The organism is Pseudomonas sp. NPDC096950, assembly GCF_044762525.1.
In the GTDB taxonomy this organism is placed as follows: Bacteria; Pseudomonadota; Gammaproteobacteria; order Pseudomonadales; family Pseudomonadaceae; genus Aquipseudomonas.
Genome location: NZ_JBIWEL010000004.1, coordinates 34,870 through 51,718 on the forward strand (window position 1 = coordinate 34,870; position 16,849 = coordinate 51,718).

The 16,849-nt window shown below is 63.2% G+C and carries 2 protein-coding genes (1 of these 2 cut by a window edge); both read right to left on the minus strand.

Annotated features, from left to right (window positions below):
• A complete protein-coding gene (locus tag ACIQY3_RS09330) occupies positions 1–13,128 on the minus strand; it encodes an amino acid adenylation domain-containing protein (RefSeq protein ID WP_403018791.1) in 13,128 nt (4,375 codons plus the stop codon).
• A protein-coding gene (locus ACIQY3_RS09335) for a non-ribosomal peptide synthase/polyketide synthase (RefSeq protein WP_403018793.1) crosses the window boundary here: on the minus strand, positions 13,125–16,849 show its 3' portion. 25,183 nt of this gene lie beyond the right edge of the window; 3,725 of the gene's 28,908 nt are visible here — the last part of the coding sequence; its start codon lies off the right edge, out of view; the stop codon is at positions 13,125–13,127. Before ACIQY3_RS09335 ends, ACIQY3_RS09330 begins: the two co-directional genes overlap by 4 nt.

Below are 16,849 nucleotides of genomic sequence, written 5' to 3' on the forward strand. Positions count from 1 at the left end.
TCAGATACGGCGTTTGCGCGTGAGCGCGGGGATGGTCGTCAGTGGTACGTCAACCCGTTGCACCTGGCCCACGGCCGCCGCCACCGACGCCAGTGTCGGCGCACCGAACAGCACGCGGACATCGGCTTCCATGTTGTCCTGGCGCATGCGCTCGATCAGGCTGACCGCCAACAGCGAATGCCCGCCCAGTTCAAAGAAGTGGTCGTGACGCCCCACCCGTTCGACTTTCAGCAGCTCCGCCCACAACACCGCGAGTTTCGTCTCGATGTCGCCCACCGGGGCTTCATAGTGACGGGTGGAATAGGCGCTGCTGTCGGGTGCCGGCAGGGCTTTTCGATCGAGTTTGCCGTTGGGGGTCAGCGGCAAGTTGTCGAGGTGGACGTAGGCTGCCGGGATCATGTAGTCCGGGAGTTGCGCTTGCAGATGGCGGCGTAATGTGTCGATGTCGAGGGTTGCCTGGGCGGTGTAGTACGCGACCAGGCGTTTTTCGCCGGGCACGTCTTCCCGGGCGAGGATGACGGTTTCGTGGATGTCCTCGTGTTGGGTGAGTTTGGCTTCGATCTCGCCGAGTTCGATGCGGAAGCCGCGGATTTTGACCTGGTCGTCGTTGCGGCCGAGGTATTCGATGTTGCCGTCGGGCAGGTATCGGCCCAGATCGCCCGTACGGTACATCCGGGCATTGGTGCGGAATGGATCGTTAAGGAAGCGTTCGGCAGTCAGGTCGTCGCGGTTCAGGTAACCCCGCGCCACGCCCGCGCCGCCGATGTAGATTTCACCCGGCACGCCCAAAGGAACCGGTTGTTGGTGTTCATCCAGCAAATAGAACTGGGTGTTGGCCACAGGTTTGCCGATGTGCGCGGCGAAACCATCCTCGCGGTCCATCGAGACCCAACTTGAATAAGTCGTGGTTTCCGAGGGGCCGTAGAGGTTGCACAGACGTTGAACCTGAGTTTGTTCGAACAGGTTTTCCACGAGGCTGCGTTTGAGCGCTTCACCGGCGACATTGACCGTGAGCACGTTTTTGCTGAGGCCGCCGGATTCCAGCAAGGCTTTAAGCGCGGACGGCACGGTGTTGATCAGGGTGATGTCGTCTCGCGGTTCCAATACGTTGGTCACGACATTGATGCTGCCGCCCGAGGTCAGCGGCGCGAAGCATTCGTAGACCGCCAGGTCGAAGTTCAGCGAGGTCGCGAACAGCGTTTTCGCCAAGGTTTCGCTGTTGAATGAGCGATGCGCCCAGGTCAGGAAATTCACGGTATTGCGGTGTTCGATCATCACGCCTTTCGGCAAACCGGTCGAACCCGAGGTGTAGATCACATAGGCCAGATGCGCAGACGTCAGACCTTCAATCACAGGATTGGAGACGGATTCGTCCTGCCAAGTGCTGCTATCGAGATCGATAACCGGCATCGAAGCTTCACTCAGAAGCCCGAGCGTCGAAGCCTGCGCCAACACCACGGCCGGCGCACTGTCCTGCAACATGTAGGCAATCCGATCCAGCGGATACGCAGGATCCAGCGGCACATAACCGCCGCCCGCCTTCAAAATCGCCAACAACCCGACGACCATGTCCGCCGAACGCTCAACACAAATCGCCACTCGCGAATCCGGTTGCACACCCTGCCCGCGCAGGTAATGCGCCAAGCGGTTCGCCCGCTCATTCAGCTCGCGATAACTCAGACGCTGTTCGCCATAGACCACCGCCACAGCATCCGGCGTCCGCTCAACCTGCGCCTCAAACAACCCATGAACCGTCTCGTCCAGCGGATACAACGCCTCAGTGGCATTGAACCCGAGCAACACCTGATCACGCTCCGACGCCGGCAAAATCCGCAAGCCATGCAGCGGCGCCTTCGGCCCATGCTCCAACGCCTGCACCAGGCTTTCCAGCGCAGTCTGTACATAGCCGCAGATACGCTGCGCACCGATCCGCGCCGGGGTCATGACCGTGAAGCTGAACCCCTCGCCCAAGTCGTTCACCGACAAGGTCAGTGGATAGTTGGTGCGCTCTTCGCCGCTGAGCATCTCGATCCCGCTCCAGGCCGACAGCGCCTCGGTCGAGGCCGTCGCGGACGCATGGCGGTAGTTGAGCAAGGCGCTGAACAGCGGCGTCGGTGCTTCCACGCCGCTGCAACGTTGCGCCAGCGCCAGGGAAGCGTGCTCGTGCCCCAGCAGCGCGGTCAGGCGTGCATGGGTGGCCTTGACGCCGTCCCGCACGCTTTGCGCGCCCAGCGTCACCCGCAACGGCAAGGTGTTGATGAACATCCCCAGCGCCCGGTCGGCGCCTTCACCGCCCTGCATGCGGCCGATCAGCACCGTGCCGAACACCACATCGTCCTTGCCCGAGATCTTGGCCAGCACCTGGCCCCAGACCAAGTGATACAGGCTCGCCGCACTCACGCCGAGCTGCCGGGCCTGCAGGCGCAAACGGCGACTGAGGTCGGCGTCCACGTCCTGGCGAAGGTCCTCGATACCGCTGCCATCCCCTTGCACATCCTGCAATCCGAACGGCAACGTCGGCTCATCGACATCGGCGAGCATGTCGCGGAAAAACGCTTCGTGTTTTTCTCGACTGACACCCAATCGGGCCTGAGCCACGTAGTTGCGGTACGGCACCGACGCCGCCAGACGTTGCCCCTGGCCGAGCATATGCGCCTCGATTTCCGAGGCCAGCACCGCCAAGGAGGTGGCGTCGTCGACCAGGTGATGGAACAGCAGCATGCCGATCCAGCGCTGGTTCGCGTTGTCCTCGGCATACGCGATACGCATCATCGGCGCCTGACGAATATCCAGGCGATAGTGGCGCGGGTCGAAACGCTCGTGCAGTTGCGTGGCGATGTCGCCGTCCGCCGGGTCTAGCGCCACGGCCTCAACGGCCAGCGGCGCATCGCGCCAGACCACCTGCACCGCTTCGGCCAGGCCTTCCCATTGCACGCCGGTACGCAAAATGTCGTGACGGGCGACCACGGCTTGCAGCGCCTGACTGAAACCTTCCAGACGGGCAAAGCTGTCGAAACCGAACACCACGTATTGCAAGTACGGATCGCCCTGGGCCGCGGCGAGGTGGTGATACAAAATCCCTTCCTGCAACGGCGCCAGCGGATAGATGTCCTGCACATTGCGTGCGCCACCGGGCACTCGCGCGACAATCTGATCAATCGCCGATTGATCCAGTTGGACCAGGGGCAGCATGTCCGGGGTGATCCGTTCACAACCGTCCGGGATGCCGTTGACCGGCACCTCGATCTCGCTGCTACCGCCCACGGCCGCCGCCAGCGCCATCAGCGTTGGCTGGCCGAACAGCACGCGCACGTCGGCGCTCAATCCGGCCTGACGCATCTGCTCGATCAGCTTCACCGCCAGCAGAGAGTGCCCGCCCAGTTCAAAGAAATGATCGTGACGCCCGACCTGCTCGACGTTGAGCAGTTCGCTCCAGAGCTGCGCCAGGGTGGTTTCCACTTCACCCTGGGGAGCTTCGTAACCACGGCTGATCACCGAATCCGCGTCCGGCGCCGGTAGCGCCTTGCGATCCAGTTTGCCGTTCGGGGTGAGCGGCAATGCATCGAGATACACGTAGGCTGCCGGGATCATGTGTTCCGGCAACTGGACTTGCAGGTAGGCACGCAGGGTCTCGATGTCGAGGGTTTCGCCCGTTGTCGGTGTTGTGTAATAGGCCACCAGGCGTTTGTCGCCGCTGGCGTCCTCACGGGCCAGCACCACCGCTTCCGCGACCGCTGGGTGCTCGGCGAGACGGGCTTCGATCTCACCCAGTTCGATGCGGAAACCGCGAATCTTGACCTGATCGTCGTTGCGGCCGAGGTAGACGATATTGCCATCCGCCAGGTAGCGGCCCAAGTCGCCGGTGCGGTACATCCGGGCATTCGGCTTGGTGCTGAACGGGTCGCGAAGGAAGCGTTCGACCGTCAGTTCCGGACGATGCAGATAGCCCCGCGCGACTTGAACGCCAGCGATGTAGATCTCCCCCGCCACGCCCATCGGCACAGGCTGTTGGTGGGCATCGAGCAGGTAGATTTGCGTGTTGGCCACCGGTTTGCCAATCGGCGTGCTGTCCGGCGTATCAGGGCCGGCGCAGCTCCATGCGGTGACATCGACGGCGGCTTCGGTTGGGCCGTAGAGGTTGTGCAACTCAGTGGCTGGCAGTTGCAGCTTGAAGCGTCGAACCAGTTGACCCGGCAGCGCCTCGCCGCTGCACATCACCCGCACCAGGCCTTTGCAATCGCTGACATCGCCTGCGGCCAGGAACACATCCAGCATCGACGGCACAAAGTGCAGCGTGGTGATGCCTTCGGTTTGGATCACTTCGCGCAGGTACGCCGGTTCGCGATGACCGCCCGGACGCGCCATGACCAGGCGTGCACCGGTGAACAGCGGCCAGAAGAACTCCCAGACCGAGACGTCGAAGCTGAATGGTGTTTTTTGCAGCACGGCGTCCGCAGGTGTCAGTTGGTATTCGTCCTGCATCCACAACAAGCGGTTAACCACCCCGCCGTGTTCGTTCATCACACCTTTGGGCATCCCGGTCGATCCGGAGGTGTAGATCACGTAGGCCAGGTTGTCTGATTTCAGGCCTTCTACGACAGGATCGGTGTTCGGCTGAATCGAGAAGCCGCCGCCGTCCAGCAACAAGACCAGTGCATCTGTCGCCGGCAGGCTGGCCTGCAAAGCACGTTGGGTCAGGACCACCGTCGGCGCACTGTTCTCCAGCATGTAGGCCAACCGATCAGCCGGATAATCCGGATCCAGCGGCACATACGCGGCGCCGGATTTCAGGATGCCCAACAGTCCCGCGACCATCTCCAGGCTGCGATCCACGCAAATTGCCACACGGTCATCCGGGCGGATGCCCAGTTCGATCAGGCGATGGGCAATCTGGTTGGCGCTGCGGTTCAGTTCGGCATACGTCCAGTGACTGTTTTCAAAGCTCACGGCAATCGCATCCGGGCCCGAAGTCACCTGCGCTTCGAACAACCCGTGCAAGGTCAGACCCTGCGGATACTCGACCGCCGTAGCGTTAAAGGTCTCCAGCAACTGCCGACGTTCGGCGTCCGGCAGGCTATCGAGTTGATGCAGCGGCGTGTCCGGCGCCTGCTCCAGTGCAATGACCAGACGCTCAAGCGCAAGCTGCATGTAATCGCCGATCCGCTGCGCATCGATCCCTTCCACCGCCTGAACCACCAGGCTGAAACCCAGGCCCTCGTCATCCACGGCCAGTGTCAGCGGGTAATTAGTGCGTTCCTCACCGCCCAACGCCTCGATGCCTTGCCAGGCCGAGACCATTTGTTCCGTGACTTCAGTCGCGCTATGGCGATAGTTGAGCATGGCGCTGAACAGCGGCGTCGGCGCGACCACGCCGCTGCAACGCTGGGCCAATGCCAGCGGCGCGTGTTCGTGACCGAGCAGGCCGGTCAGGCGCATATGCGTGGCTTTCACCGCAGCACCCGCACCTTGCCCGCCGAGGCTGACCCGCAACGGCAAGGTATTGATGAACATCCCCAGCGCGCGGTCGGCGCCCTCACCGCCCTGCATCCGCCCCAGCAGCACCGTGCCGAACACGACTTCGTCGCGGCCACTGACCCGCCCCAACACCTGGGCCCAGGCCAAATGCACCACGCTTGCCGCACTGACCCCGAGTTGCCGGGCCTGGGCACGCAGGCGTTGGCTCAAACCGGCATCAACCGCGCGTTTCACTTCAGTGACGCCGGTACCATCGCCCTGCACATCCTGCAAACCAAACGGCAGGGTCGGCTCATCGATATCGCCAAGCATCTCGCGGAAGAATGCTTCGTGCTGATCCTGGCTGACACCCAGCCGCGCCTGCGCCACGTAGTTGCGATACGGCACCGCAGCGCCCAAACGCTGCCCGTGACCGAGCAAATGCGCCTGCATTTCGTGTTCCAGGGTTTCCAGCGCCGTGTGGTCGAGCACCATATGGTGGAACAACAGCGTCGCGACCCAGCGCCGGTTAGCCACGTCCTCGGCGAACACCAGGCGTAGCATCGGCGCCTGACGCACATCGAGGCGGTAATGCCGGGCATCGAAATGCGCATACAACTGCTGGGCGACATCGCCGCTGGCCGGCTCAAACTGTTCGCACACCAGCGGTGCATGACGCCACACCACCTGCATCGGTTCCGCCAGTCCTTCCCAGGACATGGAGGTCCGGAGGATGTCATGGCGGTTGATCACCTGTTGCAGCGCTTGGGCGAAGTCATTGAAACGCGCACGGCTCTCAAAGCCGAATTGCGATTGCAGCACATAAGGATCGCCATGTTCCGCTGAGAGGTGGTGGAACAGGATGCCTTCCTGCAACGGCGCCAACGGGTAGATGTCCTGCACATTCGCGACGCCGCCGGGCACGCTCGCGACGATCCGGTCAATCGCCGACTGACTCAAGATCGCCAGCGGCAGCATGGCCGGGGTAATGCGCTCACACCCGTCGACGATCGCGTTGGCCGGCACCACCACTTCGGTGTGCCCGCCCACGGCGGCGGCCAGCGCCAACAGCGTCGGTTGGCTGAACAGCACCCGCACATCCACCGCCAGATCAACCTGGCGCATCCGTTCGATCAGGCGCATGGCCAACAGCGAATGCCCGCCCAGTTCAAAGAAATTATCGCGACGACCGACCTGCTCGACGTTCAGCAGGTCCGCCCACAAACCCGCCAGGGTCTGCTCGATCTCACCTTGCGGCGCTTCGTAGGCCTGGCTTGCGAAGGCGTCGGCTTGTGGCGCGGGCAGCGCTTTGCGATCGATCTTGCCATTGAGGGTCAGGGGGAATATCGGCAGGATCACGAACGCACTCGGCACCATGTATTCGGACAAAGACGCGGACAATTGCTCGCGCAACCACGCCACCGTCAGCGTGACCTCGGGCTGAGCCACCACGTAGGCGACCAGGCGCTTTTCGCCGGACTCGTCGGCCCGGACCAGCACCACGGTGTCCTTCACGCCGTCGCAGGCAGCCAGTTTGGCCTCGATTTCACCGAGCTCGATGCGGAAGCCACGAATCTTCACCTGATCATCATTGCGCCCCAGGCATTCCAGCTGCCCCTCGGACAGCCAACGTCCCAGGTCGCCGGTGCGGTAGAGCAAGGCGCCGAGCTCATCACTGAACGGGTCGGCGATAAACGCCTGCGCCGTCAGTTCCGGCCGGTTGAGGTATCCCTTCGCCACCCCGCGACCGCCGATATAGATTTCGCCGACCACGCCCAGCGGTGCGAGCTGCTGGCGGGCGTCGAGCAGATAGAGTTGCGTGTTGGAAATCGGCCCGCCAATCGGCACGCTTTCGGCATCCGCTGCCACAGCCTTCACTTCATAAGTGGTGGCGTAGGTGGTGGTTTCGGTCGGGCCGTAGCAATGCACCAGACGCAGATTCGGCGCCAGGCTCAACAAGCGCCGGAAGGACGCCGCATCCGCCCGTTCACCGCCACACAGCAGGATGCGCAGGCCACCGATGGCTTGCGGGATCAGCTGCACGTATTGGTTGAAGATCGCCGTGGTGACGAACAACACCGTCGCGCCGGATTCGGTCAGGACGGCGGCGAAGCGTGACGGTTCCAGCAGGGTTTCGTGGTCGATCACTATCACCCGGCCGCCATTGAGCAAGGCGCCCCACACGTCCATGGTGCTGGCGTCGAACGCTGGGTTCGAGGCGAAAGCGATGCGGTCCTGTTCGTTGAAATCGGCGTAACCGTTGTTGATCACCAGGCGATTGATGGCCCGGTGCGGCACCAGTACGCCCTTGGGCTGACCGGTGGAACCGGAGGTGTACATGATGTAGGCGATGGTTTCGGCGGACTGGCTCAGCGCCAGATCGTGAATGGCCTCGCCGTGCAGATCCAATGCGTCCAGATCGATACGGTGCGCACCTTCAGGCGCCTCCTGATCGCTGAACGTCAGCAACACCGAGGCCTGGCTGTCTTCCAGCATGAAGCGCTGGCGCTCCAGGGACGCATTGCGATCCAGCGGCACATAGGCCGCCGCGCATTTGAGCGCTGCCAGTTGACTGGCCAGCAAATCGAGGGAACGCGGCAGCAGGATCGCCACGCGATCGTCCGGTTGTACACCCAGACCGATCAGGTAATGCGCCAGTTGGTTCGCCCGCTGATTCAATGCGGCATAACTCAACGTTTCCTGACCGTGCACCGCCGCGACTGCGTGCGGGGTGCGTGCCACTTGCGCTTCGAACAGCGCGAGGACGGTTTTGTCCTGGGGATAGGCGCGTGTGGTGGCGTTGAAATCCACCAGCAATTGGCTACGTTCGGCGTCCGGCAAGATCTCCAGGTTACGCAGCGGCGTTCGCGGCGCGTGTTCCAGCGCCTTGGCCAACTGCTCCAGCGCGGTGTGCATGTAGGCGCAGATGCGTGCGGCACCGATGCCTTTCTGCACCAGGGCGCTCAGCAGGAATCCGGCGCCCAGGTCATCCACCGACAGGGTCAGCGGATAGTTGGTGCGTTCTTCTGCACCAAGATTTTCCATGCCCTGCCACGCGCTCGCCGCTTCAGCCGAGACTTCGCCGGTCGCGCTGTGGCGGTAATTGAGCAACGCACTGAACAGCGGCGCCGGTGATGCCACGCGGCTGCAGCGTTGCGCCAAGGCCAGCGAAGCGTGTTCGTGACCGAGCAATGCCGTCAGCCGCGCGTGCGTGGCCTTGACCCCGGCGCGCACGCCCTGCTCGTCCAGGCTGACCCGCAGCGGCAAGGTGTTGATGAACATGCCCAGCGCCCGGTCCGCACCGTCGCCGCCCTGCATCCGGCCCATCAGCACGGTGCCGAACACCACGTCTTCGCGCCCGGACAAACGCCCGATGACCTGCGCCCAGGCCAAGTGATGCAGGCTGGCGGCGCTCACGCCCATCTGCCGCGCCTGGGCCCGCAGGCGTCGGCTCAGCTCGGCGTTCACTTCCAGTTTGGCTTCCTCGATGCCACTGCCGTCGCCCTGCACCTGTTGCAAGCCAAAGGGCAGCGTCGGCTCGTCGATATCGCCGAGCATCTCGCGGAAAAAGCTTTCGTGCTGTACCTGGCTGACACCCAACCGAGCCTGGGCCACGTAGTTGCGGTACGGCATGGCCGCGGCCAGACCGTTTTCCTGACCCAGCAAGTGCGCCTGCATTTCCTGCTGCACCACTTCCAGCGCGGTGTGGTCGAGGGCGATGTGGTGGAACAGCAGCATCGCCACCCAACGTTGGTTGGCCGAATCTTCGGCCACCCGCAGGCACATCAACGGCGCCTGGCGGATATCGAGACGGTGATGACGGGAGTCGAAACGTGCGTGCAACTGGGTCACGACATCGCCATCGTCGCGGCTCAACGCCACGTGCTCGACACCGAGCCGGGCCTGGCGCCAGACCACTTGCACCGGTTGTTCCAGACCTTCCCAAAGCACCGCCGTGCGCAAGATATCGTGGCGATTGATGACGCCTTGCAACGCCTGGGTAAACGCTTGAAGACGCGCTTCACTGTCGAAGGAAAACAGCGATTGCAGGACGTAAGGGTCACCCTGCCCGGCGGACATATGGTGGTAGAGAATGCCTTCCTGCAACGGCGCCAACGGGTAGATGTCCTGCACGTTGGCCGTGCCGCCGGGAACCGTGGCGACGATGCGATCAATCGCGTCCTGATCCAGCGCGGCCAGCGGCAACATCGCCGGGGTGATCCGCTGGCAGTCCGGGGTGATGCCATTGGCCGGCACCTGGATTTCATTGCCGCCACCCACGGCGGCGGCCAGGGCTGCCAATGTTGGTTGACCAAACAGTACGCGCACATCGGCGCTGAGGTCGACCTGACGCATTTGCTCGATCAGGTTGACTGCCAACAGCGAATGCCCGCCCAGTTCGAAGAAGTGATCGTGACGACCGACGCGCTCGACGTTGAGCACCTGCGCCCAGAGCCGGGCCAGGGTGATTTCGATTTCGCCCTGCGGCGCTTCATAACCCCGGGTGACGATCGACGCCAGGTCCGGCACGGGCAGTGCCTTGCGGTCGAGCTTGCCGTTGGCGGTCAATGGCAAGCGGTCGAGTTGCACGTACGCCGCCGGCACCATGTAATCCGGCAGTCCTGATTGCAGGTGGGTGCGCAGGCTGTCGAGGTCCGCCGCGCCATCGCCGGTGAAATAGGCCACCAGGCGTTTTTCCCCCGGCACATCTTCACGTACTAGCACCACCGTGTCTTTCACGCTGTCGTGTTGCGCCAACCGGGCTTCAATTTCACCCAGTTCGATGCGGTAGCCACGGATTTTCACCTGATCGTCGTTGCGGCCCAGGTACTCAATGCTGCCGTCCGGCAAGTGGCGCCCGAGGTCGCCCGTGCGATACATCGATTGACCGTTGAACGGGTCGGCGATGAACTTTTCAGCGCTCAGTTCTGGACGGTTAAGATAGCCGTTGGCGACCCCCGCGCCACCGATAAACAGCTCGCCGGGCACGCCCAGGGGTACGGCGCGCAGTTGTGCGTCGAGCACGTAGACCTTCGTGTTGCCGATCGGCCGGCCAATCGGAATGCTGCCGACGTCGACTGCCGTGATTTCGTGAGTGGTGGAAAAGGTCGTGGCTTCGGTCGGGCCGTAGCCATTGAGCAGATGCTGCGGCGCGCCTTCGTTCAAGACGCGGCCGATCACCGCCGGATCGAGCACATCGCCACCGACGATCAGGTAGCGCAATTGGCCAAACGCCGACATCAAACCGGCGGCGTATTGATGAAACAGCCCCGCCGTCATCCACAACACACTGATTTTTTGCTCAAGCACCAGCGCGCGGAAGTGTTCTTGGGACAACAGCACATCCTGTTCGACCACCACCACACAACTGCCATTGAGCAACGGTGCCCAGACTTCCAGGGTGCTGGCGTCGAAGGCCGGATTGGAGGCGAAGGCCACACGATCCGCTGAGTTGAAATCGGCATAGCCGTTGTTGATCACCAGTCGGCTGATCGCCCGGTGCGGCACCAGCACGCCTTTAGGTGTGCCGGTGGAGCCCGAGGTGTACATGATGTACGCCGGGGTTTCGCTGGACTGCGGGTGCGCTACGTTGCGGACCGCCTGGTTAGCGAAATCAAGCGTATCCAGATCGACTCGACGTACGCCGTCGGCCAACACCTCGCCACTTCGGGTCAAGGCCAGGACGGCGCGACTGTCTTGCAGCATGAACTGCTGGCGTTCGACGGGCGCATTGATGTCCAGCGGCACATAAACCGCCGCGCATTTGAGGATCGCCAGTTGGCTGACCAGTAAATCCAGGGAGCGTGGCAGCAGGATCGCCACCGCTTCGCCCGGTTGCAGGCCAAGGCTGGTCAGGCGTGCGGCCAGGCGTTCGGCCTTGGTGTTCAGCTCGGCATAGGTTAGGGTTTGCCCTGCTTCTACGGCGGCGGGTGCGTCGGGGCGAGCCTCGGCCTGGGCTTCGAACAACCCGTGAACGGTCTGCTGCCGGGGGTATTCGCGCTCGGTTTGGTTGAACGTCAGCACTACTTGTTCACGCTCGGCGGCCGGCAGGATCAACAGGCTGTCGAGCCGCGAATCCGGGGCCTCTTCCAGCGCCGCGACCAGACTTTCCACGGCGGTCTGCATGTAGTCGCACAGACGCGCCGCGCCAATTTGCGCGCTCGCCTGCACGGTCAGGGCAAAGTCATCGGCGAAGTCGTCGACCGAGATAATCAGCGGGTAGTTGGTGCGCTCCTGGGCGCTGAGGGTTTCGATGCCGCTCCAGGCCCGGCTCGCTTCGGCCGGGATCGCCTGGGTCGCGCTGGTGCTGTGGCGGTAATTCAACAGCGCGCTGAACAACGGCGCCGGTGCCGGCACTCCGCTGCAGCGCTGGGCCAATGCCAGGGACGCGTATTCGTGACTGAGCAAGGTGCTGAGCCGCGCGTGGGTGGACTTGACTCCGTCGCGCACACTCTGTGCGCCCACGCCGACCCGCAGCGGCAAGGTATTGATGAACATGCCCAGCGCCCGGCTCATGTTTTCCGAGGCCTGCATACGCCCCAGCATCACCGTGCCGAACACCACATCCTCGCGGCCCGACACACAGCCCAGCACCTGGGCCCAAGCGAGGTGGATCACGCTCGCCGCGCTGACCCCGACCAATCGCGCCTGTGCCCGCAGACGGCGGCTTAGTTCCGACGGCAATGGACGCTGGATCTCTTCGATCGCACTGCCGTCGCCCAGCACATCCTGCTGGCCGAAGGGCAAGGTCGGTTCGTCGACATCACCGAGCATCTCACCGAAAAATGCTTCGTCGGCCTGGCGCTGACCGGCCTGACGGGTGCGCGCGACGTAGTTGCGGTACGGCACGGCAGCCTGCAATTGCTCGGCCTGCCCCATCAGGTAGGCCTGCATTTCATGCTGGACCACGGCGAGCGCCGCATGGTCCAGGGCCATATGGTGAAACAGCAGCATCGCGACCCAGCGCTGGTTCAGCGGGTCTTCGGCGAACACCAGCAACAGCAACGGCGCCTGGCTGACGTCGAGGCGATGATGGCGAGGATCGAAACGCGCTTGCAGTTGCGCCATGGCATCGCCGTCGACGATGTCGGCACTGATGTCTTGCAGGCCCAGGCGTGCATGGCGCCACACCACTTGCACCGGTTCATCCAGCCCTTCGCGGACGATCGCGGTGCGCAGGATATCGTGGCGATCGACCACGCTTTGCAAGGCGTCGGCAAAATCCGCCAGGCGTTCACGGGTGGTGATGCTGAATTGGGCTTGCAGGACGTAGGGGTCGCCCTGGCTGGCGGTCAAGTGGTGATAAAGAATCCCTTCCTGCAACGGCGCCAATGGATAAATGTCCTGCACATTGGCCGCACCGCCCGGCACCGTGGCGACAATGCGCTCGATGGCCGGTTGATCCAGGTTCACCAGCGTCAGCATCGACGGCGTAATGCGCGTGCAACCCTCCGGTATGCCGTTGCCGGGGATCTCGATTTCGCCGGCCTTGCTGGCGTCGTATTGCCCGGTCTGGATCAACTCGATCAGCGTCGCTTTATGCTCACGCAGCAAGGCCAGCACCGCCGGTTCGCCCAGAGACTGTTTGCGGCCTCGAACAACAAGCTGGTCGCCTTTGACTGAGAGCTGTACGTCTTTTTCTTTTAGTGTTGCCAACAGTTCGATCACAGTCACAGGACAATCTCCATTTTTTCTGTCGTTGCTGCGTATTCCGAGAGCGTGGGTTGCTCGAACAACGTCCTGACATCCGCTTCAAGACCTTCCTGGCGCATGCGCTCCATCAGGCTGACGGCCAGCAGCGAGTGCCCGCCGAGTTCGAAGAAGTGATCGTGACGGCCGACGCGCTCCACGTTGAGGACTTCCGCCCAGAGTTGGGCCAGGGTGATTTCGGTGTCGCCAATGGGCGCTTCGTAGCCCCGGGTGATCAGGGACGCCAGGTCCGGTGCCGGCAGCGCCTTGCGGTCGAGTTTGCCGTTGGCGGTCAGCGGCAAGGCATCGAGGTGTACATAAGCCGCCGGGACCATGTAGGTCGGCAGCCGGGCTTGCAGGTGCGAGCGCAGGATTTCCGCCTCCAGCGCGCCGCCCGGAGTCGTGTAGTAAGCCACCAGGCGTTTCTCGCCCGGCACGTCTTCACGGGCCAGCACTACGGTTTCCTTGACCTCAGGGTAATTGGCCAACTTGGCTTCAATCTCGCCCAACTCAATGCGGAAGCCGCGGATCTTCACCTGGAAGTCGTTACGGCCCAGATACTCAACCGAGCCATCGGGCAGCCAGCGACCGAGGTCTCCGGTTTTGTACAGGCGAGCCTCCGGATCGCTGGAAAACGGATCAGCCACAAAACGCTCGGCACTCAGCTCAGGCAGGTTCAGATAACCCCGGGCCACGCCGACGCCACCGATATTGATTTCCCCGGCAATGCCCAGCGGCGTAGGCGCGCCATGGCTGTCGAGGATGTGGATCTGGATGTTGGCGATCGGTCGGCCAATCGGCACGCTGTCGCCCTGATCCGTCGGACGGCACTGCCACGCGGTCACGTCGATGGCCGCTTCGGTCGGCCCGTACAGGTTGTGCAGCTCGACCTCGGCCAGTTGTTGTTCGAAGCGTTTTTGCAGACTGCGGGGTAACGCCTCGCCGCTGCACAGCACCCGACGCAGTCCTGGGAAGCCTTGGCTGTCTCGACGTTCCAGGAACAGCTCGAGCATGGACGGCACGAAGTGCAACAGGGTGATGCCGGCGCTGCGAATGGTTTGCGCGATGTAATCCGGTTCCTGATGGCCGCCGGGCTTGGCCATGACCAATTGGGCACCGGCGAGCAACGGCAGGAAGAATTCCCAGACCGAGACATCGAAGCCGAACGGGGTCTTTTGCAGGATGCGGTCGGTTTCATCGACACGGTATTCATCACGCGCCCAGAGCAGGCGATTGACCACGCCGCGATGCTCGTTCATCACGCCTTTGGGCATGCCGGTCGAACCCGAGGTGTAGAGCACGTAGGCCAGGTGCGTGGCGTTGAGGCCCGGTGTTTGCGGATTGGTGTCGGAGAAGTCATAAGTATCGCGATCCAGCACCAACAACGGCACGCCCAGCGCTGGCAGGGTTTGCGCCAACTCCGCGCTGCTCAACACCGCCAACGGCGCGCTGTCGTCGAGCATGTATTCGCGGCGAGCGTCCGGCAGGTCCGGGTCGATCGGCACATAGGCGCCACCGGCCTTGAGGATCGCCAGCAGCGCAATCACCATCTCCGGGCTGCGGCGCAGGCACACGGCAACCCGTGCATCGGGGCCGACGCCGAGTTTTATCAACTGGTGGGCGAGTCGGTTGGCCCGGCGATTGAGCGCGGTGTAGGTCAGGACCTGGCCACTGTCGTCGCTGACCGCACAAGCGTCAGGACGGCGTACGACTTGCTGTTCGAACAGCTCGTGAATCAACAGGTCCCGTGGGTAATCGCGCTCGGTGGCGTTGAACGTCACCCGCAACTGCTCGGTTTCAGCGGCAGGCAGGATCGACAATTGGTGCAGCGGCGCATCCGGGGTCTGTTCGAGCATGCCGATCAGGCCTTGCAACGTCTGCTGCACATAACCGCAGATACGTTGCGCACCGATCCGCTCCGGGGTCATGACGGTGAAGCTGAACGACTCGCCCTGATCATCCACCGACAAGGTCAACGGATAATTGGTGCGCTCTTCACCGCTGAGCAATTCAATGCCGTTCCACGCTGACAACGCTTCCTTCGACGTCATCGCTCCGGTGTGGCGGTAGTTGAGCAAGGCACTGAACAGTGGCGTCGGTGCCGATACGCCGCTGCAACGTTGCGCCAGCACCAGCGAGGCGTGCTCATGGCCCAGCAGCGCGGTCAATTGTTTGTGCGTGGCTTTCACACCGGCACGCACAGCCTGTTCGCCCAATTGCACCCGCAGCGGCAAGGTGTTGATGAACATGCCCAAGGCACGATCTGCGCCCTCGCCGGCCTGCATCCGCCCGATCAGCACGGTGCCGAACACCACGTCGTCGCGGCCCGAAACCTTGGCCAGGACCTGCGCCCAGACCAGGTGATACAAACTCGCCGCACTCACCCCGAGCTGACGGGCCTGCACTCGCAAGCGACGGCTGAGGTCGGCGTCGATGTTCTCGCGCACTTCCTCGATGCCACTGCCGTCCCCCTGCACGTCTTGTAAACCGAACGGCAAGGTTGGTTCGTCAACCTCACCGAGCATGTCGCGGAAGAAGGTTTCGTGGGCTTCGCGGCTGACACCGAGTCGAGCCTGGGCCACGTAGTTGCGGTACGGCACCGACATCGGCAGGCGTTGTGCCTGGCCGAGCATATGCGCCTCGATTTCCGAGGCCAGCACCGCCAGCGACGTGGCATCGTCCACCAGGTGATGGAACAGCAGGATGCCGACCCAGCGCTGATTCGCCGTGTCTTGCGCATACGCGATGCGCATCATCGGTGCTTCGCGGATATCCAGGCGATAGTGCCGCGGGTCGAAACGCTGGTGCAGCTGTGTGGCGATATCGCCGGCCGCCGGCTCCAGCTCGACCGCTTCGACCACCAGTCGCGCGTCACGCCAGACCACTTGCATCGGTTCGGCCAGGCCTTCCCACAGCACACCGGTGCGCAGGATGTCGTGCCGCGCGACCACGGCTTGCAGCGCCTGACTGAAACCGTTCAGGCGCGCGAAGCTGTCGAAGCCGAACATCACGTATTGCAGGTACGGATCGCCCTGGGCCGCCGCGAGGTGGTGATACAAGATCCCCTCCTGCAACGGCGCCAGCGGGTAGATGTCCTGCACATTGCTGACGCCACCGGGCACCATCGAGATGATGTGATCAATCGCCGACTGCTCCAGACGCGCCAGGGGCAGCATGTCCGGGGTAATGCGTTGGCAATCGGCGGCAATCCGATTCAGCGGCACGACCACTTCGGTGTAGCCACCGACCGCAGCCGCCAGCGCCGCCAGGGTCGGTTGACCAAACAGCACCCGCACGTCGGCACTCAAACCGGCGTGGCGCATGCGCTCGATCAACTTCACCGCGAGCAGCGAGTGGCCGCCCAGTTCGAAGAAGTTGTCGTGACGGCCGATTTGCTCAAGGCCCAGCAACTCTTGCCAGATAGACGCGAGGATTGTTTCGACCGTGCCTTGTGGCGCGGCATAGGCTTGGGACGCCACCGAAGCCTGATCCGGCGCCGGCAGGGACTTGCGGTCGAGCTTGCCGTTGGCGGTCAACGGGAACGCGGTCAACGTCACGAAGGCACTCGGCACCATGTAGTCGGCCAAAGTGTCCAGCAGTTGGCCGCGCAATTCGGCGGCGCTGAGTTCAACACCTTCCCGGGCAATTACGTACGCCACCAGGCGCTTGTCACCCGGCGCATCTTCCCGGGCGATGACCAGCGCTT